The sequence below is a fragment of the Geomonas edaphica genome (assembly GCF_004917075.1).
Lineage (GTDB): Bacteria > Desulfobacterota > Desulfuromonadia > Geobacterales > Geobacteraceae > Geomonas > Geomonas edaphica.
Window position 1 is genome coordinate 27630 of sequence record NZ_SSYB01000007.1, and the last position, 25020, is coordinate 52649.

Annotated in this window: 25 protein-coding genes; 22 read left to right on the plus strand and 3 right to left on the minus strand. The window is 61.1% G+C overall.

From position 1 onward, the window contains the following. Window positions 1–74: 74 nt before the first annotated feature. The 13 genes from E8K79_RS19710 (at window position 75) to E8K79_RS19770 (ending at window position 12016) form a co-directional block, all read left to right on the plus strand. Window positions 75–422 carry a cytochrome c3 family protein gene (locus tag E8K79_RS19710; RefSeq protein WP_136516252.1) on the plus strand — a complete coding sequence of 116 codons (348 nt, stop codon included), beginning with the start codon at window positions 75–77 and terminating at the stop codon, window positions 420–422. Between the two features lie 73 nt (window positions 423–495). After that, a complete protein-coding gene (locus E8K79_RS19715; protein ID WP_246043913.1) occupies window positions 496–2031 on the plus strand; it encodes an FAD-dependent oxidoreductase in 1536 nt (511 codons plus the stop codon). Between the two features lie 83 nt (window positions 2032–2114). Next, window positions 2115–3293 carry a hypothetical protein gene (locus E8K79_RS19720; protein WP_135870936.1) on the plus strand — a complete coding sequence of 393 codons (1179 nt, stop codon included), beginning with the start codon at window positions 2115–2117 and terminating at the stop codon, window positions 3291–3293. Between the two features lie 52 nt (window positions 3294–3345). Beyond that, window positions 3346–3753 (plus strand): hemerythrin domain-containing protein, encoded by a 408-nt coding sequence (locus tag E8K79_RS19725; protein WP_136516253.1) that lies wholly within the window; start codon window positions 3346–3348, stop codon window positions 3751–3753. A 3-nt stretch (window positions 3754–3756) separates the two neighbouring features. Next, window positions 3757–5016 carry an MFS transporter gene (locus E8K79_RS19730; RefSeq protein WP_136516254.1) on the plus strand — a complete coding sequence of 420 codons (1260 nt, stop codon included), beginning with the start codon at window positions 3757–3759 and terminating at the stop codon, window positions 5014–5016. 54 nt (window positions 5017–5070) lie between these two features. Then, the gene (locus E8K79_RS19735) at window positions 5071–5526 is read left to right on the plus strand and encodes a deoxycytidylate deaminase (protein ID WP_135870942.1); all 456 of its coding nucleotides are present in this window, start codon (window positions 5071–5073) and stop codon (window positions 5524–5526) included. Next, window positions 5523–5975: a transcriptional regulator NrdR gene (gene nrdR, locus E8K79_RS19740; RefSeq protein ID WP_135870944.1), complete on the plus strand. Its 453-nt coding sequence runs from the start codon at window positions 5523–5525 to the stop codon at window positions 5973–5975. The genes E8K79_RS19735 and nrdR overlap by 4 nt, the downstream gene beginning before the upstream one ends. 316 nt (window positions 5976–6291) lie before the next feature. Next, window positions 6292–7398 (plus strand): bifunctional diaminohydroxyphosphoribosylaminopyrimidine deaminase/5-amino-6-(5-phosphoribosylamino)uracil reductase RibD, encoded by a 1107-nt coding sequence (gene ribD / locus E8K79_RS19745; RefSeq protein WP_136516255.1) that lies wholly within the window; start codon window positions 6292–6294, stop codon window positions 7396–7398. 72 nt (window positions 7399–7470) lie between these two features. Continuing rightward, on the plus strand, window positions 7471–8115 hold the full coding sequence (locus tag E8K79_RS19750; protein ID WP_136516256.1) for a riboflavin synthase: 645 nt from the start codon (window positions 7471–7473) through the stop codon (window positions 8113–8115). Window positions 8116–8251: 136 nt separating this feature from the next. Beyond that, window positions 8252–9454: a bifunctional 3,4-dihydroxy-2-butanone-4-phosphate synthase/GTP cyclohydrolase II gene (locus tag E8K79_RS19755; RefSeq protein ID WP_136516257.1), complete on the plus strand. Its 1203-nt coding sequence runs from the start codon at window positions 8252–8254 to the stop codon at window positions 9452–9454. 108 nt (window positions 9455–9562) lie between these two features. Beyond that, window positions 9563–10030, plus strand: coding sequence for a 6,7-dimethyl-8-ribityllumazine synthase (gene ribH, locus E8K79_RS19760; protein WP_135870952.1), 468 nt, complete (start codon window positions 9563–9565; stop codon window positions 10028–10030). Then, window positions 10031–10468, plus strand: a complete 438-nt coding sequence (nusB, locus tag E8K79_RS19765; protein WP_135870954.1) for a transcription antitermination factor NusB — start codon at window positions 10031–10033, stop codon at window positions 10466–10468. A 237-nt stretch (window positions 10469–10705) separates the two neighbouring features. Beyond that, window positions 10706–12016 carry a homoserine dehydrogenase gene (locus tag E8K79_RS19770; RefSeq protein WP_136516258.1) on the plus strand — a complete coding sequence of 437 codons (1311 nt, stop codon included), beginning with the start codon at window positions 10706–10708 and terminating at the stop codon, window positions 12014–12016. 209 nt (window positions 12017–12225) lie between these two features. Here E8K79_RS19770 and E8K79_RS19775 read toward each other — a convergent pair whose 3' ends face one another. From E8K79_RS19775 to E8K79_RS19785, 3 genes are all read right to left on the minus strand, one after another. Then, entirely contained in the window at window positions 12226–12771 is a 546-nt protein-coding gene (locus tag E8K79_RS19775) for a hemerythrin domain-containing protein (RefSeq protein ID WP_136516259.1), read from the minus strand. Between the two features lie 2 nt (window positions 12772–12773). After that, window positions 12774–13232 carry an iron-sulfur cluster-binding oxidoreductase gene (locus E8K79_RS19780; RefSeq protein WP_135870958.1) on the minus strand — a complete coding sequence of 153 codons (459 nt, stop codon included), beginning with the start codon at window positions 13230–13232 and terminating at the stop codon, window positions 12774–12776. A gap of 61 nt (window positions 13233–13293) precedes the next feature. Next, window positions 13294–13530, minus strand: a complete 237-nt coding sequence (locus E8K79_RS19785; protein ID WP_136516260.1) for a hypothetical protein — start codon at window positions 13528–13530, stop codon at window positions 13294–13296. Window positions 13531–13723: 193 nt separating this feature from the next. On the opposite strand from E8K79_RS19785, the gene E8K79_RS19790 reads away from it, so the two are divergent. The 9 genes from E8K79_RS19790 (at window position 13724) to E8K79_RS19830 (ending at window position 25012) form a co-directional block, all read left to right on the plus strand. Then, entirely contained in the window at window positions 13724–14362 is a 639-nt protein-coding gene (locus E8K79_RS19790; RefSeq protein WP_136516261.1) for a peroxiredoxin-like family protein, read from the plus strand. Window positions 14363–14855: 493 nt separating this feature from the next. Further along, on the plus strand, window positions 14856–15941 hold the full coding sequence (locus E8K79_RS19795; RefSeq protein WP_136516262.1) for a 6-phosphofructokinase: 1086 nt from the start codon (window positions 14856–14858) through the stop codon (window positions 15939–15941). 98 nt (window positions 15942–16039) lie between these two features. Beyond that, complete coding sequence (locus E8K79_RS19800) at window positions 16040–18031, plus strand: methyl-accepting chemotaxis protein (RefSeq protein WP_136516263.1); 1992 nt, start codon at window positions 16040–16042, stop codon at window positions 18029–18031. Window positions 18032–18373: 342 nt separating this feature from the next. Then, window positions 18374–19177, plus strand: a complete 804-nt coding sequence (panB, locus tag E8K79_RS19805; RefSeq protein ID WP_136516264.1) for a 3-methyl-2-oxobutanoate hydroxymethyltransferase — start codon at window positions 18374–18376, stop codon at window positions 19175–19177. Continuing rightward, a complete protein-coding gene (panC, locus tag E8K79_RS19810; protein WP_136516265.1) occupies window positions 19174–20013 on the plus strand; it encodes a pantoate--beta-alanine ligase in 840 nt (279 codons plus the stop codon). The genes panB and panC overlap by 4 nt, the downstream gene beginning before the upstream one ends. Before the next feature lie 5 nt (window positions 20014–20018). Further along, window positions 20019–20423, plus strand: coding sequence for an aspartate 1-decarboxylase (panD, locus tag E8K79_RS19815; RefSeq protein WP_136516266.1), 405 nt, complete (start codon window positions 20019–20021; stop codon window positions 20421–20423). Between the two features lie 307 nt (window positions 20424–20730). After that, window positions 20731–21975, plus strand: a complete 1245-nt coding sequence (locus E8K79_RS19820; protein ID WP_136516267.1) for an amidohydrolase family protein — start codon at window positions 20731–20733, stop codon at window positions 21973–21975. Between the two features lie 58 nt (window positions 21976–22033). Beyond that, window positions 22034–23122, plus strand: a complete 1089-nt coding sequence (locus tag E8K79_RS19825) for an Ig-like domain-containing protein (protein ID WP_136516268.1) — start codon at window positions 22034–22036, stop codon at window positions 23120–23122. 435 nt (window positions 23123–23557) lie between these two features. After that, window positions 23558–25012, plus strand: coding sequence for an efflux transporter outer membrane subunit (locus E8K79_RS19830; RefSeq protein ID WP_136516269.1), 1455 nt, complete (start codon window positions 23558–23560; stop codon window positions 25010–25012). The last annotated feature ends 8 nt before the right edge of the window (window positions 25013–25020 follow it).

The following is a 25020-nucleotide window of genomic DNA, read 5'->3' on the forward strand; positions in this document are numbered from 1 at the left end:
GAGCCTTCGCAAAGGGGGGGCAGGCAGCAACTTTTTCGGGAGATAGCTCCGCAAAACCACAATAGGAGGTTCAAGTGAAGAAGAAAGTTCTCGTATCCCTGTCGCTTTTGGCGGCGCTCGGCGCGTGGGGAAATCTCGTGCCGGCGCAGGGGGCGACCATCAAGGGTAAGCACGCCTCGGAAGGACTGGGCTGCGCCGATTGCCACAAGACGGAGAAGCCGACGGCAGCTGCGGAAGTGGCGGCATGCCTCGAATGTCATGGCGGCTACGACAAGATGGCGGCGCGCACCAAGGCGATGCACAACAACCCGCACGACTCGCACCTCGGGCGGATGGCGTGCCTTAAGTGCCACAAGGTGCACGCCCCGTCGGAGTACCTCTGCCTCGAGTGCCACAGCGACTTCGAATTCAAAGACAAATAGCCCGGACCCCTAAAGTACGCGGCAACGCCGCGTCTCACCAACCCCGCAAGCGGGGCATTTAATGGAGGAATCGATGAGAAGAGTTCGTGGTATCGCGATGGTGTTCGTCGCCGTTCTCGCCTTCGCCGCACCGGCCCTGGCTGAGAAAGAGATGAACACCGACGTAGTTGTGGTGGGCGCCGGCACTTCCGGCCTGGCGGCCGCGGTCGAAGCGCTGCAGCTGGGCGCCAAGGTGGTCGTTCTCGAGAAGCAGGCAAAAGTAGGCGGCACCGGCAGCTTCTGTGAAGGGGTCTTCGCGGCGGAGAGCAAGCCGCAAAAGCGAATCGGCATCGACGTCAACAAGGACTTCGCCTTCAAGCTGATCATGAACTACAGCCACTGGAAGGCGAACGGCGCGCTCGCCAAGAACTTCGTGGACAAGTCCGCCGAGACCATCGACTGGCTTGACGACCTCGGCGTGAAGATCGAGTACGTCGGCGTCGGCGGCTTCGGCGGCCCGCTCACCTGGCACGTGATCGCCCCCGGCCCGGACTACCCGGATAAAAACCCGAGGGACTTCCACTGCCAGAGGATGATCAACGTGTTCGAGAAGTACGTGATCGATCACGGCGGGAAGATCCTCCTCGAAACCCCGGGCACCGAGCTGATCACCGACAACGGCAAGGTAGTCGGCGTGGTGGCCAAGGAGAAGTCGGGAGAAACGCTGAAGATCAGGTCCAAGGCGGTGATCGTCGCGACCGGCGGCTTCGCCAACAACAAGGAGATGATGAAGAAGTACGTCGAGTACCCGGAGGTGATCCCGGTCGGCAACATCGGCAAGGACGGCGACGGCATCCAGATGGCGCAGAAGGTCGGCGCCCAGCTCGAAGGTATGGGGACCGTCGAGGCGTACCGCCCGGGTCTTCCGGGCTTCCACCCGGCCGACCAGATGATCGCCCTCGCAGTACAGCCCTACTTCTGGGTCACCCCGCGCGGCGAGCGCTACGTAGACGAGTCGAGCGTCGAGTTCTGGCCCTACGCCGGCAACGCCATCACCAGGATCGGCGGCACCGCCTACTCCATCTTCGACGAGACGACCAGGAAACAGGCCGTCGAGAAGGGGATCGAAATGCCGCTGGGCGAGTGGGTCCTCCAGGGGACCAAGCTCGTGAAGTTCGACGAGTCCTTCAACAAGGAACTCGCGAGAAAGCGCGGCTTCGCCTTCAAGGCAAACACCATCGAGGACCTCGCGAAACAGCTCAACATGGATCCCAAGATCCTGAAGGCGAGCGTCGAGACGATGAACAAGTCCGCCGCCGTGCGTGAGGACAGCCAGTTCAACAAGAAGTCCAAGTACCTCCGCCCCATCGCAAACGGTCCCTTCTACGCCGTCAAACTGCTGCCGCGTCACCTTGGGACGCTGGGCGGCGTGAAGGTCAGCGGCAACACCGAAGCGCTCAACGCGAAGGGTGAGCCGATCCCGGGTCTCTACGCGGTCGGCACCGACTCCGGCGGGATGTACGGCGACAGCTACGACCTCCTCCTCGGTGGGGGCACCGCAGGCTACGCCATCAACTCGGGCCGCATCGCGGCTGAGAACGCACTGAAGTACGCAGGGATGAAGAAGTAACGAGGAGAGCCTGCCGTGGCGCACACCGCCGCGGCAGGCAGTGCAAAACGATCAACGACTACCAATCGTAAGGGGATCTGTACATGAAGAAAATGAATTTAGGCGCCATGGCACTGGCCGGCGTACTGACATGCTCCGCACCGGCACTGGCCGTCGACCTCAACGCCTACGGCAACATCAAACTCGGGACCTTCTGGACCCAGAACAACTTCTACAACGCCGCAGGCGACAAGAGGCACGACAGCGACTTCAGCCTCGACAACTTCGGCGACAGCTTCATCGGCGTGAAGGTGAAAGAAGGCGAGTACTCCGGCGTCGCCGAACTCGGTCTCTACAACCCGAAGGCGTACTCCAAGGGTGTGGAAGTTCGTCTCCTCTTCGCCGAGTGGGATTTCGGCGAGGGTAAACTGCGCATCGGTAAGACACCGAGCCCGTACGTGTTCCGCTCGCAGCAGGTCTGGGACAGCGATGGCGGCTTCAACGGCTACGGCTCGCTTTGGGACGGCCGCTACGCGAATATCAAGGTGACCATGAACAACGGCCTCTACGTCGCCGCCATGCAGCCGCGCGTCGGCAACCAGGCCAACAACACCACCAACGTCTCCCCCAACGCCGACGTGACCGCGGCCTACAGCCAGACTGGGAACAGCTACCAGACGACCTACACCGACTACGACACCATGCTCCCGAAGATGGTGGTCGGCTACGAAGGAAAGCTCGACAACTGGACCTACGGCGGCGGTGTTGCCGGCAACATGTACAAGGTCACCAGCTCGGTCAACGACTCGACCCCGATCAAGCACGACATCTACTCATACCTCGCCTTCTTCCACGGCAAGGTGGATCTCGCACCGCTCGAGTTCAGCTACAACGTCTTCGCCGGCCAGAACACCGGCGACCTCATGAGCACCGCGACCGGCAACGGCACCGGCAACACCCTCGCCAACCCCGGCCAGGCCAACGGCGCCTACTACGACGTGCTGCACGGCAAGAACTCGCACACCTACGGCGGCTTCGGGCAGTTAGGTTACCGCGTCACCGACCGTGCGACGCTCTACACCGGCGCCTCCTACGTGGTCGACGACAACTCGATCGCCCACGCCGACGCCCGCATGGCCTCGTTCGTCAACGTGAACTATGCAGTAGGCAAGCACTTCAACATCGTCCCGGAGATCGACTACATCAACGACTTCAAGAACTCCCTGGGGCAGAAGGAGCCGCGTTCCCTGATCGCCGGCGCCAAGTGGCAGATGAGTTTCTAGAAGGTGAAAGGACCGCGGGGGGAGTCTCTCCCCCCGCACTTTGAGGACACGCATGGAACGGAACAGCAACAGGTTCTCCCCGCAAAACGGTTGCCTCGGCGCCCTCGACGAGTGGGACAGCCGCCACCGCAGCATCATCGGTCGCCTGAACCGGATCGCGGAAAAGGCGCGCAGGCAGCCCGGCTGCGATCTGAGCGGCGAGCTGGACCAACTGGTGAACGAGACCCTGAGGCATATCGGGCCGGAGGAGAGCTTCATGGAACTGGTCGCCTTTCCCATGGTGCGTGAGCACAGCATCCGTCACCGCTCCATCAGCATCGATACCGCGAAACTCCGTTACCAGCTGCAAAAGAGGGAGGACGCCCTGCCCGATGCGCTGGACCGGATCCGCCTCATGTGGCTCGAACACATCGAGGTGCACGACCGCGCCTTCGAGCTCTTTCTCACCTCTCGGGGGTAAACCATGGGAGACCGCGCGCCGCTCAAGACCCTTTTCCTGGTCAACTTCGCCGTGACGCTCGGCTTCGGCATCGCCGACGCCTTTTTCCCGACCTACCTTTTCGGCCTCGGCGCCCGCGGCATCATGCTCGGGCTGCCGCTGGTCCTGTATTCCCTTTCCAAGATAATTTTCAGCCCGGTGCTTGGAGCGTGCGCCGACCGGATCGGCTACCGCAGGATTGTGCTTGCGAGCCTCTTTCTCTACCTCGCGGTCTCCGTCGGCTACCTCTGCACCCACGAGGTTCTTCAACTCATCTTGCTGCGCCTCGTCCAGGGGGTGAGCTGCGCGATGTTCCGCCCGGTCATCCTCGCCATGGTCGGGAGCGCCACCGGAAAAGAGGAGCGGGGGAGGGTGATGGCCACCTTCGACATCTCCTTCTACGCACCGCTCGGCCTCGGGCCGCTGCTCGGTGGGGCCTTGAAAGATGCCTGGGGCTATCCCGGCATCTTCGCCGCCGTGACACTTTTAAGCCTTGCCGCCTTCCTCTTTGCGTTACGGCGCCTGCCGCACGCTGCCGTCCGCGCGGGGCGCTCCGCGACGCCGGGAGGCGTTGTTCCGCTCTGGGGGCTGCAGCGCGGCAGCTACCGCGGCCTCCTTGCCTTCATCTTCGGACGCGCCTGCGGCATCTCGCTTTCCGGTTCCTTCCTCCCTATCCTGCTGAGCAGCAAGCTGGGGCTTTCCGGGCTGCGTTCGGGGCTCGTGCTCGCCTCGGGTACCGCCGCGATGACCCTTTTGCTGCGCCCGATGGGGATCCTGTCCGACCGGGCGCCGCGGCCGTTGCTGGTGCTTTTAGGCGGCGGCGCGGTTTCCCTTTTGTACCTGCTCGTTCCCGCCGCCACGGGATTCGGCTCCATGCTGGTGCTTGCGGTCGCCATCGGCGTTTTCAGCGTCGTCTCCCAACCGGCGAGCAGCGCGCTCCTCGTCGAGGAGGGGACGCGGTACGGCATGGGGGCGACCGTCGGGACTTTCAACGCCGTCTTGAACGCTGGGTTCGTGGCGGGCCCGCTTTTGGGCGCCCTCCTGCAGGGAACGCTCGGGCTTACCGCCGTATTTCACGCGGCCGCCGCGGTGGGACTTGCCGCCGTAGCCATGTTCGCCGCCGAGCTCTGGGGTCACGCGCCGCTCTCCGCCGCGGCCCCGCCTGAGCACGATGAAGTTGCCCTTGTCACGACGCGCGCCAGCGTCTCATGTGAAAGCGCTCCGCCATTCTCTCACGCCGCTTGACCGGGCTTCAGAAAACCGCTATTCTGGCCAAATTTCACATGAGAGGGGCTACTTATGGCACGTCCCAGCTGGGATGAATATTTCATCGAGATCACACGCCTGGTCGCCAAGCGTTCCACCTGTCTGAGAAGGCAGGTCGGCGCGGTACTGGTGAAGGACAAGAACATCCTCGCCACCGGCTACAACGGTGCGCCATCCGGGACTGCCCACTGCCTGGACATCGGCTGCCTGAGGGAACAGATGGGCATCCCGTCCGGCGAGCGCCACGAGCTCTGCCGCGGCCTGCACGCCGAGCAGAACGCCATCATCCAGGCGGCGAAGCACGGCACCTCCATCGAAGGGGCCACCCTGTACTGCAACACCATGCCCTGCATCATCTGCTCGAAGATGGTGATCAACTCGGGGATCAAGCGGGTGGTCTACCTTACCGGCTACCCGGACCAGTTGGCGGAGGAGATGATCCGCGAGTCCGGCGTCCTCGTCGAGAAGTACGAGGAGGCGCAGCCATGAAATGCCCCTTTTGCGGATTCAGCGACAGCAAGGTGATCGACTCCCGCCCGGACAAGGGCGGCGCCGCGATACGCCGCCGCCGCGAGTGCGAGTCGTGCGCCAAGCGTTTCACCACCCACGAGCGCGTCGAGGAAGTGCTGCCGCTCGTCACCAAGCGTGACGGCAGGCGCGAGCCCTTTGACCGGATGAAGCTCGTCGCCGGCATCCAGAAGGCGTGCGAGAAGCGGCCCGTCTCGGTGGACACCATCGAGAAGCTGGTGGATCGCCTCGAAACGAAGATGCAGGAGTCCGGTGAGCGGGAGATTCCGACCACCACTCTCGGCGAATGGATCATGTCCGAGCTGCACGCCGTCGACCAGGTAGCCTACGTCCGTTTCGCTTCCGTGTACCGCTCGTTCAAGGACATCAGTGAGTTCATGGTCGAGCTGCAGGACCTGCTTAAGAAATAGAAGCACGGCATGAGCACCACAGGTTCCCACTGTGCGAAGGTTCTTTAAGGACTTGGGAACGTCGAGTGCAACTGCCTACGAAGCGCCGCACGAGCCCCAGCGTCCCCCTCTTTGCGAAGGGGGGACAGGGGGGATTTGCCTTAGGACCTGCGATCCCTTCGACCTGTGCAGGCTGAATGCAGATACAGGCAGCAGCTGTTTTGACGTGCCAACCCAAAAGCAAATCCCCCCCAGCCCCCCTTCGCAAAGGGGGGAGTTTGAACAAGCGGGAAACGTGCGATCACGCGCCGCGCGGTGCGACTGAGACAGGAAAAACATGTCGGCAACCCACCCAAAAATGATGCGCATGGCGCTCGCCGAAGCGAGAAAAGGGGTGGGGAAAACCGCTCCCAATCCGGCGGTCGGGTGCGTCATCGTGAAGGACGGCGCCGTCGTCGGCAAGGGGTGGCACAAAAAGGCGGGGACGCCGCACGCCGAAGTCCATGCCCTGCGTGCCGCTGGTGAAAAGGCTGAAGGTTCCGATGTCTACGTGACCCTCGAGCCCTGCTCCCATTTCGGCAAGACCCCTCCCTGCGCAAAGGCGCTCATCGAGGCCCGCGTCGCGCGCGTTTTCGTTGCCATGGTCGACCCGAACCCGGTCGTTTCCGGCAACGGCATCCGGATGCTCGAAGAGGCGGGGATCGAGGTCGAGGTCGGGCTTTTGGAGACCGAGAGCCGTGAGTTGAATCTCGGCTTCATCAAGTGGATGCAGACGAAGCGCCCCTACGTGGTGCTGAAAAGCGCCATGACCTTGGACGGGAAGACCGCTACCGCCGGAGGCGATTCAAAGTGGATCACCGCCGACGCGGCGCGGCGCGAAGTGCACCGGCTGCGCGGGAAGCTAGACGCCATCATGGTCGGAGTCGGCACCGTCATCAAGGACGATCCGCTGCTCACCTGTCGCGTCCCCGGCGGGAAGGACCCTCTGCGGGTCATCGTCGATTCGACGCTCAGGGTGCCGCTGCATGCCGCCCTTTTCAGTTTGAAGTCCGAGGCGAAGACCGTGATCGCCACCTGCAGCGGGAACCTCGCGCGGATTGATGCGGTGCGGGCGCGCGGCGCCGAAGTGCTCGTCTGTCGGCAGAAGGAAGGTCGAGTCGATCTGGAGCATCTTTTCGAGCGTCTGGGAGAGCGCGGCGTGCAGTCCGTCCTGCTCGAAGGAGGCCATCATCTGGCCGGCGGCGCGCTGAGAGCAGGGCTCATCGACCGTTGCAAGTTCTTCCTGGCCCCGAAGCTCGTCGGCGGCGCCGGTACCGGTCTTTTCGCCGGCGAAGGAGTCTCCCTCATGGCCGATGCCATCAGGCTGGAAGGGATGACCGTAAAGCAAATAGGAGCCGACCTTCTGGTGGAAGGAAGGCCGGTGCAGCCCGGGAAGCCGCAATAGCAAGCAGCCGTCCGACAGTCCGACCAGTCCGACTAGTCTGACAGGTCCGACGATCCTAAAAAAGGAAATGCAATGTTCACAGGTCTAATAGAAACAATTGGCGAGCTGGTTTCCATCGAGCGTCGCGGCGCTTCGGGGAGCCTCACCGTCAAGACCGCGCTCCCGCTCGACGAGATCAGGATCGGCGACTCCATCGCCATTAACGGCGCCTGCCTCACCGTGGTCCGAAAGGGTGGCGGCGCGGTTACCTTCGACGTCTCCCCGGAGACCATCGACCGCACCGCCTTCAAGAACCTGAAAAGCGGCTCGCCGCTCAACATGGAACGCGCCATGCGCCTGTCCGACCGCCTGGACGGCCACCTCGTCTCCGGGCACATCGACTGCGTCGCCACCGTCACCGAGCGCCGCGAGGTCGCCGGTAACATCGTCTTTAGCTTCCGCCTCCCGGCCGAGTTCGCCAAATACATCGCCGCCAAGGGATCGGTGGCCATCGACGGCATCAGCCTCACCGTGAACAGCGTCGGACCGGACAGCTTCAGCGTCAACATCATCCCGCACACCGCCTCGAAAACCACCCTGCTGCAAAAGCGCGCGGGGGACGAGGTGAACATAGAAACCGACCTTCTCTGCCGCTACCTGGAGCGCCTGCTCGCGGGTAGGGAGGCAAGGGAAGGCGGCGTCACCCTGGACCTGTTGGCGAAAAACGGCTTTATGTAGCCGCTTTCGCTTCCACTTTCACCGTTTTTTTGTTATGGTCAACGACCTGCAAGGTTTGTTGTCCAACCAATCGGTCCGGGATATGACAGCCGTCATGAATTCCCGGCCGACACTGAACCAAGGAGAGGGTATAGAAATGTCTGTTTCAAGCATCGAGGAAGCCATTGAGGAGATCAGGGCCGGCAGGATGGTAATCCTGGTGGACGACGAGGACCGCGAGAACGAAGGCGACCTCACCATGGCGGCCCAGTGCGTGACTCCCGAGGCGATCAACTTCATGGCGCGCTTCGGCCGCGGCCTGATCTGCCTCACCATGACCACGGAACGTTGCGACCGCCTCGACCTGCCCCCCATGGTGCAGGACAACACCTCTTCTTTCGGCACCGCCTTCACCGTCTCCATCGAGGCGAAGAAGGGTGTCACCACCGGCATCTCCGCGGCCGACCGCGCCCACACCATCCTGACCGCGGTGGCGCCCGGCGCGCAGGCCTCCGACCTTGCCCGTCCCGGCCACATCTTCCCGCTGCGCGCCAAAAACGGCGGCGTTTTGGTCAGAAGCGGCCAGACCGAAGGTTCCGTCGACCTCGCCCGTCTTGCCGGGCTCGAGCCCTCCGGCGTGATCTGCGAGATCATGAACGAGGACGGCACCATGGCCCGCATGCCGGAGCTTAAGAAGTTCGCCAAGGAGCACGGCATCAAGGTCTGCACCATCGCCGACCTAGTCGCCTACCGCCTGAAGCACGAGTCTCTCGTGCGCCGCTCCGTCGACGTCGCGCTCCCGAGCTCCTTCGGCGAGTTCCGTGCCGTCGCCTTTGAAAACGACATCGACAAGCTCGAGCACCTGGCCCTCGTGAAGGGGGACATCAAGGGCGATGATCCGGTCCTCGTGCGCGTTCACTCCGAATGCCTCACCGGCGACGTCTTCGGCTCCGTGCGCTGCGACTGCGCCGAGCAGCTGCATGCCGCCATGGAGCAAATCGAGAAGGAAGGGAAGGGGATCATCCTCTACATGCGCCAGGAAGGACGCGGCATCGGGCTCACCAACAAGCTGAAGGCCTATGCCCTGCAGGACCAGGGGAAGGACACCGTCGAGGCGAACCTGGCCCTTGGCTTCAAGGCCGACCTGCGTGACTACGGCATTGGCGCACAGATCCTCGTGAACTTGGGCGTCAAGAAGATCCGCCTGATGACCAACAACCCGAAGAAGCTGGTCGGTCTGCAGGGTTACGGCATCGACATCGTGGAGCGGGTGCCCATAGAGATAAAGCCGAGCAAGAGCAACGAGAAATACCTGAAGACCAAGCGCGAGAAGATGGGGCACCTGCTGGAAAACATCTAGCCCCCTTCAGCTAAACGTTGGTTGTCTGCAGAAAATACGGGTTGCGGTTAGGTCGGCTTATTATCGACCTTAACCGCAACCTCAACCTGTTTCTAAGGAGTTCATATCATGCCTAAATATGTAGAGGGAAAACTGACCGCAGATGGGCTCAGGTTCGGCATCGTTGTCGGCCGCTTCAACAGCTTCATCGGCGAGAGACTGCTTGAGGGTGCCCTGGACGCACTGGTGCGTCACGGCGCCGACGACCAGCAGATCACCGTGGCGCGCGTGCCCGGCGCCTTCGAGATCCCGCTCACCGCGAAGAAGATGGCCGAAACCGGCAAATACGACGCCCTTATCTGCCTGGGCGCCGTGATCCGCGGCTCCACCCCCCATTTTGACTACGTCTGCGCCGAGGTTTCCAAGGGTGTTGCCCACGTATCCCTTGACGCCGGGATTCCCGTCGCCTTCGGCGTGCTGACCACCGACACCATCGAGCAGGCGATCGAGCGCGCCGGTACCAAGGCCGGTAACAAGGGCTTCGACGCCGCCATGACGGTCATCGAGACCGCCAATCTGTACAGGGAGATGAAATAATTGACCACGCGTAGAGAAGGCAGGGAACTCGCCCTGCAGGCGCTTTATTCCAAGGACCTGGTGTCCCAGGATCCGAACCACACGCTGAAGAGGATCATCGAGAGCTTCGGCGAGGGAGAGGAGCCGACCCTTTTGGCCAACTCCAAGGCTTACGCCTTCGCCAGCGAGATCGTGAGCGGCGTGTCCGCGCACCTGGCCGAGATCGACGCCCGCATCGCGGAGAAGTCGAAGCACTGGAGCATGACCCGCATGGCGCGCGTCGATCTTAACATCCTGCGCCTTGCCGTGTTCGAGCTTTTGTACCGTCCGGACATCCCGAAGAACGTAACGATGAACGAGGCGATCGAGGTGGCCAAAAAGTTCGGTTCCGACGATTCCGCCTCCTTCGTCAACGGCATCCTCGACGAGATCGCCTCCACCGTGACGGACAAGGAATAAACGTGAGGGTCCATCCGGGAAGGCAAGTGTTTGTTCCAACGAAGCAGTAAGCATGGCCCGACGTTCCCCCCTTTGCGAAGGGGGGACAGGGGGGATTTAGACTACGTCGCTCGCCTGATGCCGTGGCCACTTCGGTAAAAATCCCCCCTTGCCCCCCTTCGCAAAGGGGGGTAAAGGCAGCAACCTTTTGTGATGATGATTCCGTTTTTTAACCCATGAAATGATCAAAGAGGGAGTATGGAAGAGATAAAAGTAGGCCTACTTGGTTTCGGTACCATCGGTGCCGGCGTCGTGAAGCTGCTCAAACAGAACTCCGCCCTCCTCACGGAGAAGACCGGCACCCGGATCTCCCTGAAGACCATCGTCGACCTCGACATCACCACCGACCGCGGCGTGGACACCGAGGGGATCACCCTCACCAGGAACGCTGACGACGTGCTCACCGACCCGGAGATCTCCGTCATCATCGAGCTGATCGGCGGCTACGAGCCGGCGCGCAGCTTTGCGCTCAAGGCGATCGCCCACGGCAAGCACCTGGTCACCGCCAACAAGGCGCTTCTCGCGGTGCACGGCGAAGAGATTTACGCCGCCGCCAAAGAGAACGGCGTCGAGGTCCTCTTCGAGGCCGCGGTAGGCGGGGGTATCCCAGTTCTCTCCGCGATCAAGGGGAACATGGCGGGTAACCGTTTCTCCACCGTGCTCGGCATCGTGAACGGCACCTGTAACTACATCCTCACCCGTATGACCCAGGAAGGGGCCGACTTCGCCGAGGTGCTGAAGAGCGCTCAGGAGATGGGTTACGCCGAAGCCGATCCCACCTTCGACATCGAAGGGGTCGACACCGCGCACAAGCTCTGCCTGCTCCTCTCCCTCTGCTTCGGCACGAGGATCGACCTGAAGGACGTCTACTCCGAGGGGATCACCTCGATCACCTCCGAGGACGTCGACTTCGCCGAGACCTTCGGCTACCGCATCAAGCTTCTGGCGATCGGCAAGATGGACGGCGGCAAGATCGAGGCGCGCGTGCACCCGACCATGATCCCGATCGACTATCCGCTAGCCGACGTGCACGGCGTCTTCAACGCGGTCCGTCTCACCGGCGACTTCGTGGGCCCGGTCATGTTCTACGGCCGCGGCGCCGGCATGGAAGCGACGGCGAGCGCCGTTGTCGGTGACATCGTCGACCTCTCCCGCAGCATGTGCGCCGGGATCACCCGTCGTTGCGCCCCGCTCGGGTACCTGGACGGCAACGTGACCACCCTCCCCATCAAGCCGATGGGCGAGATCGTCAGCAAGTACTACATCCGTTTCCAGGCCCTTGACCGTCCGGGCGTGCTGGCCCGCATCGCAGGAGCGCTCGGCGCGCGCGGCATCAGCATCGCCTCCATGCTGCAGAGCGCAAGGAGCGCCGCGGACGAAGTACCCATCGTCATCATGACCCACGAAGCCCGTGAAGACGACATGAGAAAGGCCCTGGGCGAGATCGACACCTTCGAGGTGATCCGCGCCAGAAGCACCTTCATCAGGATCGAGGACAACCTCGAGTAAAAAGGGTGCTAACAGAACGCAAAAAGGGCGGGAGTCATTTGACCCCGCCCTTTTTTTATAACCCGAAGCCCGGAACACAGAGGACCCGGAGGTCCACAGAGGACACAGAGGAAAGGCTACTGCCGGGGGGAAAGCAAACCTTTCGCTTACCTCGGTGTCCGCCTTCAGGTTTTTACGTAGAACGTAGAACGTAGAACGTAGAACGTTTTTTAGCCTTCGTACTTTTCCACCACGCTGCGGTAATGCTCCTCCAGCCCCTTAACTGCCTTCTCCTCCGCCGCCTGGTACTTCGCCACGATCTCCGGGCGCACCCCTTCCGGGAGAACCCTTTCCGCGAGCGGGTAGAGGATGTCGTCTTCCTTACCGATGTGCTCGCGTAAAAGCTCCAGGTAACCCCTCGCGTTTGAGACGATCGCCTCTTCCTGCCCGGCCTCGCCGTTAAGCGCCCTGGTCGCCGCCTCTTCCATACCCTTCACGAAGGCCCGACCGAGATCGTGCTCCATCAACATGGCCGCTACCGGGCTGTTCGCCCTCGGCATGCCGTTCGCTACCAGCGCTTCGAACAGGACATCCTCCTCCTTGGCGTGGTGAAAACGGTCGGCGTAGTTCCTGATGAAATCCACACCGTCCAGGTAGAACTGGTAATCCTTGAAGGTACCTTCCTCGGTGAGCCGCGCGTTTTTCTCCAAAAGGGCGAGCATACGCAGGATTAACTGGTGCTCGTCCTTGAGCCTCTGGGTGATGTCCTGTTTCATCGCTAGTTTCTCCTCTCGCCGTTGATGCCGATCACCGCGGTCTCCAGCGGGATCTCCTTGCCGGACTGTGCCAGCGCCTGACGTACCATCATATCAAGCCCGCGGCAGCAGGGTACTTCCATGATCGCCACGGTGATGCTCTTCACGTCGTTTTCGGCGAAGATCCGTGCCAGCTTCTCAACGTACGGGGTGCTGTCGTCAAGCTTCGGGCAGGCGATGGCGAGCGCTTTCCCCTTCAGGAGGTCGCTGTGGAAGCTCCCCAGGGCGAACGCCACGCAGTCAGCGGCGATCAGTATGTCGCTGTCCTGGAACCAGGGGGCGGTGGGGGGGACCAGGTGCAGCTGCACCGGCCACTGCCTCAATTCGCTCGCCTGCTTCACGGTGGTTGCCTGCTCGTTCTCTTCGTTCCTCTCGATAACCCTTGCCATGCTGCCCGGGCAGCCGCATCCTGCATGTGCCATTGTCTTTTCTCCTTAAGTTATATGTGTTGGTTCGTTGGTTGTGGCGTGTGCCGTTTATCGTCTAAGCGACCTTGAGGTCGTCTTCCTTCGTTGTCAGGTACTCGTTTATTTCCTTCTCCACCGCTGCTTCCTGCTCCGGCGACAGACCGTGGATGGATACGACGTCCTTGAGGAGGCAGATGCCGACCTTGCAGGTGACGCAGCCGATCTCGTAGCGGTTCAGGATGTCCCCGATCTCCGGGTAGTTCGCAATCACGTTCTGGATCGCCGTATCTCCAAGGCCGTTTTTGAATTCCATCTGTTTTCTCCTCCTTTCGTGCGCTCTTGATGATGTGACAATAGCGCTTCGGAGCATATTTGTTTATGACATGGGTCAAAAATATGCGTTTCTCCGCATCTGTGGGAAAAATGGCAGAATTGCAGGGAAATATTGACCTTTTCCTCTTTCTGATTAAAATTGGGCCTGGCCGGACGAGCCTTGGAGGTGCCCCATGGAGCTGGACCTCAGATCACAAATCGAGCGTTTGGAGCAGTCGGAAAAAGTTTCCCCGGAGCTTAAGGCGCAGTTCGAGCGCGCCTACCAGGAGATCGGGCAGTCGGTAATCAGCGAGGGAGTGCCGAAGGCGGGAGATCAGGCGCCGGACTTCACGCTACCCAACGCCGTCGGGATTCCAGTGGCGCTTGCCGATGCGCTTATGCACGGCCCGGCCGTGGTCACCTTCTATCGGGGGATCTGGTGACCTTACTGCAGCCTTCAGTTGAGGGCCTACCAGAAGATCCTTCCCGAGATACTGGCGCGCGGCGCCTCGCTCATGGCGATTTCGCCGCAGAGTCCGGACAAGTCGCAGGCGACCCTGTTGAAGAACTTTTTACAGTACGAGGTGCTCAGTGACTTGGGGAACGTGGTGGCGCGGCGTTACGGGCTCGTCTACCGGTTCCCGGGGTGGGTGCGGGAGTTGTATATATCCTTGGGGGTGAATCTTCCCGAGTACAACGCCGACGAGTCGTGGGAGCTCCCGATGGCCGGCACCTTCGTGATCGGGGTGGACGGCAGGATCGTCACCGGCTACGCCGACAGCGATCCCCGTAACCGCCTCGAGCCGCAGGCGATACTCGATGCACTTCGGTAAAACCGGCTCACGCGAAGACGTAAAGACACAAACAAAAGACTTAAACCAACAGGGATGAATGGGATAAAAGGGATAAAGGCTAAAACCTCTTCACGCAAAGACGCAAAGAAAGCAGAAACAAAAAGATTTTGGTTTAACCCAAAAGCGTTTTGCTTTTTAAGGTTTTATCCCGTTCATCCCCTTCATCCCTGTTCAAAGGTTTGAGGTTTACTTTGCGCCTCTGCGTCTTTGCGTGAGATGGTTTAAAAACAAAAGCAAAACAAACCCTTTTTCACGCAAAGCCGCAAAGACGCAAAGAAAGCAGAAACAAAAGATTTTGGTTTAACCCAAAAGCATTTTGCTTTTTAAGGTTTATCCCGTTCATCCCCTTCATCCCTGTTAAATGGTTTGAAGGTTTACTTTGCGACTTTGCGTCTTTGCGTGAGATGCTTTTGAGTTTATCTTTGTGCTTTTGTGGTTCTGTTTTCAGATTTAGTTATTAGGAGGGGTTTGCATGACAACGAGAATAGGAATCCTGACCGGTGGCGGCGACTGCCCGGGACTTAATGCGGTCATCCGCGGTGTGGTGAAAGCGGCGGTCGGACGCGGCTGGGAAGTGATCGGCATCGAGGACGGCTTCGACGGCTTTCTGCACCACCACAAATGCCGCCCCCTCGGCCTCGAGGAAGTGCGCGGCATCCTACCGCGCGGCGGCACCATCCTCGGCACCTCCAACCGCGGCAACCCCTTCTCCTTCCCGATCATGCGCGAGGGAAAAGTGGAACTCGTCGACGTCTCCGAGGAGGTCCGCTCCCGCATCGAACAATTAGGCCTCACCGCCCTCGTCGTCGTAGGCGGCGACGGCTCCCTCAAAATCGCCCAGGAGATGATGCGCCGCGGCGTTCCCATCGTCGGCGTCCCAAAGACCATCGACAACGACCTCCTCGAGACCGACGTTACCTTCGGCTACAACACCGCGCTCGAAACGGCAACCGACGCCCTCGACAAGCTACACTCCACCGCGGAAAGCCACCACCGCGTCATGGTCCTCGAGGTGATGGGACGCTACGCGGGGTGGATCGCCCTCGAATCCGGCATCGCCGGAGGTGCCGACGTCATCCTCATTCCCGAGATCCCCTACGACATCGACAAGGTGCGGGAATCGATCATCGCGCGCTGCAAACGCGGCAGACGCTTCAGCGTCGTGGTCGTCGCGGAAGGCGCCTACCCGAGCGGGGGAAACCGCGTGGTCCTCGAGGCTGCCGGCGGGAAATCGGTCGTCGAACGCTTGGGGGGCGTGGGCGAAGCGCTCTCGCGCGAACTTGGCGGCGTCCTAGAGATGGACATCAGGGTCACCGTGCTCGGACACCTGCAGCGCGGCGGCTCCCCCTCGACCTTCGACCGCTGCATCGGGAGCAGGTTCGGCGTCAAGGCGGTCGAACTGATCGAGTCGCAATCCTTCGGCCAGATGGTCTGCCTCAAAGGGCGCAACATCACGTCGGTTCCCATCGAGGACGCGGTGCGGAGCCTGAACCTCATCGACCCGTCCGGGGAGATGGTGCGCCACGCCGAGGCGCTCGGCATCATGCTCGGGAGATAGGCAAGGATATCTTGACTTTAATTAATCTCTGAACTAGACTGCGGGTGATTTTTTCCGCCCGCACCTGCCTACACCCAATGCAACGAGGTGGCTTAAACATGAATAACCCGATCGCCGGAGCTAGCAGGAGCCAACTCTACGCGCTTGCCGGCTTTTTCCTCGGGATCACCGCCCCGCTCGGCTGGATGGTCCTCCGCCTGCTGCTCTTCTCCGACCCCAACCTCCCCCTTGCCTCGCAGTTCTTTTCCGAGATGACCCAAAGCGCGCAGGGGATGGCCCTCTACGTTTATATGGGAGTGGGAACGGCCCTGGTGATGGCGATCTTCGGCTTCTTCATCGGGCGCGCCATCGACGAGCTGCACCAGCGCGGCGAACGGCTCGACCAACTGGTGCAGGAGGTGGACGGCCAGAAGAAGCTTTTCGAGAACCGCTACAAGGTACTCGACAACAACATAAAGAACTTCCACAAGATCAATTCCCGCATCCAGAAGGCGGTGCGCAGGGACGACGTGCTTGCCCTCTGCGTCGAAGGTCTGCACGAGGTGCTGGGATACGAGCGCGTCAACGTGCTCATGGCGGACGCGGGGAGGAAGAACCTTTTCTTCGCGGCGAGCGCCGGCAACGAGAGCAAGGTGGGGTCTGAGGTCACCATCCCGATCGACGCCCGCTCCGGCGTCATCTACAAGTCCTTCGCCGAGCGGCAGGTCTACTTCATCGAGGGGATCTCCAAGTACCCTTCCGACTACCTGTTGCAGGCCCCCTTCGATACTATCGAACCGCTGCGTTCCTCCACCTTCATCCTCTGTCCCATCGTGGTGAAGGGTGAGACCGTCGGCGTCTTCGGCCTCGACAACAAGAAGAGCCACCGCGCCCTGAACGACACCGACGTCGACACCATCCGCCTTTTCGCCGATCAGGCCGCCGCCGCCTTCATGCGCATCGGCCTGCTCCAGTCCATCGACCGGCTCACCAACGAACTAGGCAGGACCTTCTCCGACCTTTCCACCCAGCGCGAGAACTTCTCCGCCAACCTCTACCGCCTGAGAAGCGCCGCCGAGTCGCTCTCCGGCAGCTCCATCAAGGTGGACGCCGCCGCTCATGGGGTCATGGAATCGGTGGACAGCGCGAGTGCCGCGGCTGCCGAGATCTCCGTCGCCACCGACCAGATCACGCACAACATGGACTCCCTCTCCGATTCGGTCTACAAGTCAGTCTCCGCGATGGAACAGATCACCACCACGCTGCGCCAGGTCGAAAAGAACACCGGCCATTCCCACAGCCTCTCCAGCCGCGTGAAAGAGCACGCCGAGCAGGGTGCCGGCATCGTGCGCGAGACGGTGGATGCGCTCGCCGAGATCCAGCGCTCCGTCGACCTCTCCTACGAGGGGATCAAGCGTCTGAGCGCCAACAGCGGCCGGATCGAAGGGTTCGTCAGCGTGATCAACGACATCACCAAGAGGACGAACCTCCTCGCGCTGAACGCCTCGATCATCGCAGCCCAGGCGGGCGAGTACGGCAAGAGCTTCGGCGTGGTCGCCGACGAGATCAGGAACCTCTCCCTGCAGACCGGGCTTTCCACGGGCGAGATCACCGGGATCATCGAAGAGATCATGTCCGAATCCCGTAACGCCGCCGACTACGTCACCGCCACCAAGGACCTGGTGAAAAAGGGTGTCAAACTGGGGCAGCAGACCGGCGTGTCGCTCTCAAGCATCCTGGACAGCTCGCAGAAGGCGCTGGACATGACCGAGCAGATCAAACTCGCCACGGAGGAGCAGGCAGCAAGCGTGCAGCTGGTGACCCGCTCCATCGAGGACGTAAGCTCCATGACCATGCAGATCTTCAAGGCATCCAAGGAGCAGGGCGTGGCGACCAAGAGCGTCGCGCGTTCGCTTGAGGACGTGAAGGACATGAGCCACGAGATGGTGAACGCCGCGGGACGCCAAAACGTCGATACCGGCGAGATCAAGGGGAGCATCGACTACGTCACCCGCATGGCAGACGCCATCTTCGACGGCATCGAGGAGCGTCAGCAGGAGAGCGGGCAGGTGGTCAAGGAGCTGGAGCAGATCAAGGCCAGCGCGGAGTAGTGAAGAAAACGCTGGACTTTGTCGCAACTGTTGTGGTACTTCCGTAACGGTGTTTGGCCCGCTATGATTGAGTGGAGCCGGAAAGGACACCAAAGAGTAAGAGACATACCGCCTGGATTCCAGATGGAACCGGTACGGGAAGCGATATGCTGGCCAGAGCTGCGCCCGAATAGGGCCCTAATTAGCTCTTTTTTACAGCGTCTTCCCCCGAAGGCGTTTTTTTTTGCCCGAAAACGCCCCGGAGAACGGTCAGGTAAGTCTCATAGATTACACGTTTTATCTAGCACCACGTTCTGTTCACCTGTATACGAAAATTTCATCCATCTCACAGGAGCAGGGTAGATGCAAAAAAAGAAGACCGTTCTCGACTTTCAGAAGATGAAAGCGGAAGGGGAGAAGATAGCGGTACTCACGAGCTACGACTTTCCCATGACCGGCCTCATCGACGGCGCCGGGATCGACATGATCCTCGTCGGCGATTCGTTGGGGGTCGTGGTGGCGGGGCATGACAATACGCTTCCTGTCACCATGGAAGACATGATCTACCACACAAAGGCCGTGATGCGCGCGCGTCCGAACGCCTTTGTCGTTGCCGACATGCCTTTTCTCTCCTACCAGACCGACCTGACGAGCGCGCGTTTGAACGCCGGGCTCCTGGTGAAGGACGGCGGCGCCGCCGCGGTCAAGATCGAGGGTGGCGTCAACGCCGCCGCGGCCATCGCCGCCATAACCGAGATGGACATCCCGGTCATGGGGCACATCGGCCTCACCCCGCAGTCGCTGCACCGCATGGGCGGTTACAAGGTGCAGGGCAAAGGTGACGCCCAGGCCGAGAAACTCCTCGAGGATGCCCGCGCCGTTGAGCGCGCCGGCGCCTTCGCCGTGGTCCTCGAAGGGATCCCGATGGGGCTCGCCGCGCGCATCACCGAAGAACTCACCATCCCGACCATCGGTATCGGGGCCGGCCCGCACTGCGACGGCCAGGTGCTGGTGATCCATGACATCCTGGGGCTTTGCAGCAAATACTCCCCGAAATTCGTGAAACGTTACGCGGAACTCGCGCCCATCATAGCCGAGGCCTGCGCCAACTACATAGCCGACGTAAAGGGCGGCACATTCCCGGAAGAAAGGCACTGCTTCAAATGATAGTCATCGAGTCAGTCGCGCAGATGCAGCAGTTTGCGCGCGAAAGGCGGGGCGAGATCGCCCTGGTCCCCACCATGGGTTACCTACACGAGGGACACGCTTCCCTCATGACCGAGGCGCGCCGTCGCGCCAAAACCGTCGTGGTCAGTATCTTCGTGAACCCCACCCAGTTCGGCGTCAACGAGGACCTGGACAGCTACCCCCGCGACCTCGAGCGCGACAAGAAAGTCGCCGCCGCGGCAGGCGTCGACGTCATCTTCGCGCCGAAGGCCGCCGACATGTACCCCGAGGGGTACCAGAGCTACCTGAACGTCGAAGAGCTCACCACGCATCTGTGCGGCGCGAGCCGCCCCGGCCACTTCCGCGGAGTCACCACCGTGGTCGCGAAGCTCTTCAACATCGTGATGCCGACCCTTGCCGTTTTTGGCAAGAAGGACTTCCAGCAGCTCGCCGTGATCAGGCGCATGGTGAAGGACTTCAACTTCGACATCGAGATCGTTGGGATGCCCATCGTGCGCGAAGCCGACGGCCTGGCGCTCAGCTCCAGGAACGCGCGTCTCACGCCCGAGCAGCGAAAGGAGGCCCTCTGCCTCTCCCGCGCCATAGCGGCGGTCCGCGACGCCTTCGGTAAAGGCGAGCGGAGCGTGGTGGCGCTCAAGGAAAAGGCCCTTGCCGTGATCGGCGCGGAGAAGGGTGCTGAAGTGGATTACCTGGAATTCAGGGATCAGGACAGCCTGCTCCCGCTGGATGAAGCGAATGATAGAACGCTGCTCGCACTTGCCGTGCGGGTCGGCTCGGTACGGTTGATCGACAACAGCGTATTAGGGGAGGAATAGGAAATATGGACAGGAAGATGCTTAAGAGCAAGATCCACAGGGCAACGGTAACCGGTGCAGACCTGCACTACGAAGGTAGCATCACCATCGACCTCGACCTCATGGAAGCGGCCGACATCATCCCGTACGAGGCCGTCTGCATTTGGGACGTCACCAACGGCAGCCGTTTCGAGACCTACGCCATCGAAGGCGAGCGTGGTTCCGGCGTCATTTGCATCAACGGCGCAGCCGCAAGGCTCGTGGCGCCGCAGGACCTGGTGATCATCGCAAGCTTCGTGAACATGTCCAACGCCGAAGCCATTGCCCACGAGCCGAAGCTTGTTTTTGTCGACGACAAGAACAAGATGCTCCCGACCCGCAAGGAAGAAGCCGGCCAGGCGACGCTCAAGAGCGTGCACTGGAAGAACTAGGTAATAAACAAACAGCAGTATCCGAGACGCTGACAGAAGAACATTCTGTCAGCGTTTTTTTATTTGCCAGTGAATAACAGGGAATCTAGTGGAATATTGCCATAAAGTACCGCACGCCCCCTAACGTCCCCCCCTTTGCGAAGGGGGGACAGGGGGGATTTGCCTCTATTTAACCCAGCAATGCCAGTACACCACGTTGGCTTTGATTCCAATAACCTGCTAAACTTATTCCCGTTGAGCTCATCACTCATCTATAGGTGCTATCAGAACATCTGTGACAAGTATCCACACCCATCGAGGTCGCCGCATGAGAATCTACGCCGCCGCAAACCTGCTTCCCATTTCCTCCCCGCCCATCGCAGGCGGCGCCCTCGCCGTGGAAGACGGCCGTATCGTCGCGGTTGGCACCCTGAACGAACTCCGCGCGCAGTTTTCCGCGCCGGTAACCGACCTGCGCGAATCGGTGATCATGCCCGGCCTGGTGAACGCGCACACCCATCTCGAGCTCACCCATTTCCCCGCCTGGAAGGTGCGCAAGGACCTCGACTACCTCCCCAAACGCTACGTCGAATGGATCCAGCAGGTGGTGAAAATAAAGCGCGCCTTAGAGCCGGGCGAAATCGAGCATTCCACGAAGGAAGGGATGCGCCTTTGCCTCGAGTCCGGCACCACCGCGGTCGGAGACATCCTGTCCGATTTTTCGCTCATTCCTCTCTACCGCGACACGCCGCTGACCGGCAGGCTCTTCCTCGAGGCGATTGGGCACGACCCGATCCTTTGCGACACGCTCATTGCCAGGCTGGAAACCGCGCTGCAGGGGATCGAGGGAGCGTTACTCCCCGGCGTTTCCCCGCACACGCCCCACACCGTTTCCGCTCATCTCTTCGCGTGCCTAAACGCGCTATCCGAAAAACTCGGCATCCCGAAGGCCGTGCACCTCTCCGAGACCACCGAAGAAGTGGCGTTCATGCACGACACCAGCGGGGCCTTTGCCGATATCCTTTACCCGATGGCGCACTGGGAGCAGTACCTGCCGCACCCGATGCGTACCACCTCGACCCGTTACCTGGACGATCTCGGCGTGCTCGATACCTCGACCATCGCCGTTCACGCCGTGCACGTAACCCCCAACGACGTAGCACTTCTTAAAGAACGCGGCGTAAGCATCGTGCTCTGCCCGCGTAGCAACGATCGGCTCTTCGTCGGCTGCGCCCCCCACAAACTCCTGAAGCAATCCGGCATCGCGCTGGCCCTCGGCACCGATTCCCTGGCCAGCAACGATTCGCTTTCCATGTGGGACGAGATGCGCTACCTGCAGCAGGCTGCCCCCGGCGTTTTCGAGCCGCGGGAACTGTTGGCCATGGCGACCCTGGGAGGCGCGCGGGCGCTGCGTATCGAAGACCGTGTCGGGACTCTTGAGCCGGGCAAGCGCGCCGACTTCCAGGTGCTCGCCTGCGGTTGCGGGAGCGACGCCTCTTCGATCGAGGCTGCCCTTATTGCCCGCGCAGAAGTGGAGCAGGTCTATATCGCAGGAACCCGCTATTTACAGTAACCATGGTGAGCTTTGATTTCTCCTTCCGGATCTGGGGGGAGAGGAGGGGAGGGCGATCATGCGGCAGATGAGCGTGCACCGTTTGGTAACCCGGTATTGCAGTAGACTACTGGTCTTGTCGGGCGTCCTGTTGTTCATCGGTTGTGGCGGTGGCGGCTCCTCTTCGTCTGATGTTCCTCCCAAAAAAGAGTGGGCCCAGGCAACCTCGGTATCAAGCTCCTCGACCGTTGCCAGCATCAGCGGGACCGCCTGGATTTCCGATTCCTATTACGCCAGCCATTGCGTCGGCTTTTCCTGCATCATAGATGACACGCGCACCGACGACTATCCCGGCGTTGACGTCACCTATATCAATCAGACCACCGGCGCCAGCGGCACCGCGAAAAGCTACTACGGGCCCGGAACCGACTGGGCGCACAAATGGTTCGCCGGAGTGCCGGTAGTTCCAGGAAGTAACGACATCGTGATCTCCGCCTATGACCCCGGCGGCAATGGGACCACCATCACGATTCAAGTCGTAGCCCCGCAGCCCTTGACGGTGCAGTCGACTGCCCCTGCGTCAGCTGCTACCGGAGTGCTGTTGAACGCAAGCATTTCCGCGCAGCTTAGCGGCGAGATTGACCCTTCGACGACCTACTTTGTCGCGGTCAATGGCCCCGATGGAGCGGTTGCCGGCACCAAGAGTGTAAGCGGATCGACCGTGACCTTCACCCCCGCCGCCAATCTTGCCTATGCCACCACCTACACCGTAACCATCCCCACCACGCTGCGCGCCGTTTCCGGCTCCTCCTTGACCTCCGAATACACCTGGACCTTCACCACGATGGACTACCCGCTTTTCCGCGTGGTTTCAACCTATCCCGCGGCCGGAGCGACCGGCGTTTCCACGTACGCAAGCGTTTCAGCTGACTTCAACGCGACGCTCGACTACTCCACCTTCGGCAGTTCGTCTTTCTACGTGAGAAACGCGAGCGGAGAGCTGTGGGGGCGCTACTATTCTGTGTTTGGCGCGGGCGGGTCGATAACCGACGGCGTTCCGCTGCAGGCGAACACCACCTATACCGCCACCCTCACCACCGCCATAAAAGACAACGCCGGAAACGCCATGCCCTTCGACTACGTCTGGAGTTTCAAGACCGGCGACTGATAGTTGCCGTCTCGTTACCGTTTTGTCTTTTCCCCGCCGGTTGATCATCCCCCCCGCCGCGCTATCCTTTTATCCCGAAATTCCACGGAGCAGTACACGTATCCACGACCTCTGTTATAGCGTCCCACGCAGCGCCGTACGCGCCCAGACGTCCCCCCCTTTGCGAAGGGGGGACAGGGGGGATTTGCTTTTAGTTCTTCGTCCTCAAACTCCCACCGTCTCCGCTTTTAAAACCTTCCGCACCATCTCCCTCCCCAAATTTTGCTTCTTGACATCACCGAGAAGAAAGAATACTGTACCGTACAGTACAGAATGTTGCGTAGCGCGAATGCAATCAGGTTAAGGCGAATTTGCCGCTAACTTTCGCCTTTTCCCCCGGCGAAACCTCTTGCAAACCCGCCCGTAACGCTTCAAAAGATGGGAGAGCTCCAAAAAATGATCGAAGATGCCCCACAACCCACATCATCCCCAAAACTGGTGGCGATCGCCATTGCTTTGCTTTCGGGAATAAGCCTCGGCGGCTGCGCCATGCTTCCCGAAACCGGTTCACTGAAAACCGTCAAAACCCCGGAACAGTATCAAAGCGCGGCCTCCTTCGCCGCGCCCTCCGGCAACTGGCCCGCCGAAAACTGGTGGCAAACTTACGGCGACCCGCAACTCGTCTCCCTCGTCGAGGAGGCCCTGCGCGATGCGCCTGATATCGCCGCCGTAGCAGCCCGCATGCGGCGCGCGGAAGCCTTCATAAAGGTGTCGCGGTCGGCACTGATGCCGCAGGTGAGTGCCAACGCCTCGATCGCGGAACAAAAGCTCAGCTACAACTACCTCACCCCGCGCAACATGACCCCGGACAGCTGGCAGGACTACGGGCAGGGCACCATCAACCTGAACTGGGAACTCGATTTCTGGGGAAAGAACCGGGCGGGATTGGCCGCCGCTTCCTCCGAGCTTGAGGCAAGGCGGGCGGAGGCGGCCTTGGTGCGCCTCAACATCGCCTCAGCCATCGCCACGAACTACTCCGAGCTCGCAAGACTCCACGCGCTGCGGGACACGGTAGCGCGCACCGTTGAGATCCGGAAAAAAACGGTCGAGCTTTTCGCCGAGCGTTTCGCAAACGGCATGGAAACAAAGGGGAGCGTAAGCGAAGCCCGGGCAAGACTCGCCGCGGCAAACGGGGAGCTCCTCTCCATCGACGAACAGATCGGACTCACCAAAAACCGCCTCGCTGCACTGGTCGGCGCCGGTCCGGACCGCGCCCTCTCCATAAAACGCCCGACGGTGAACCTTGCCGGGACCTTTTCCCTTCCCGCGCAACTGTCTGTGGATCTCTTGGGGCGACGCCCCGACGTCATCGTGGCGCGGCTGATGGCGGAAGCCCAGGCGCACCGCATCGACCAGAAAAAGGCGGAGTTCTACCCGAACGTCAACCTCTCCGCCTTCATCGGCGTGCAATCGCACGGCCTCAACATGCTCACCAAGTCGGGCTCCGACATCGGCGGCGTCGGCCCCGCCGTTTCCCTTCCCATCTTCACCGCGGGACGCCTGCAGGGGGAGCTGCGTGAAAAAGTTGCGGCCTACGACGAGATGGTTGCCAACTACGACGCCACGGTAGCGCACGCCCTCGAGGATGTCGCCGGTACCGCCCTAAGCATGAAGGCACTCGCCGCGCAGTTGGAGCAGGGTAGGGAGGCCGTTGCGGAAGCGGCCGAGGCGCACCGGGTCGCCCGCAACCGCTACGAAGGCGGCCTTGCCAACTTCATCGAAGTCCTTTACGCGGAAGATCTCCTGCTCAACAACCAGCGCGTGCTCACCGGCCTGCAGTCGAGGGCCTTCACCCTCGACGTCGCCCTGCAGCGCGCCCTCGGCGGCGGATACCAGCACAAAAATATCTAAAAGAGAAG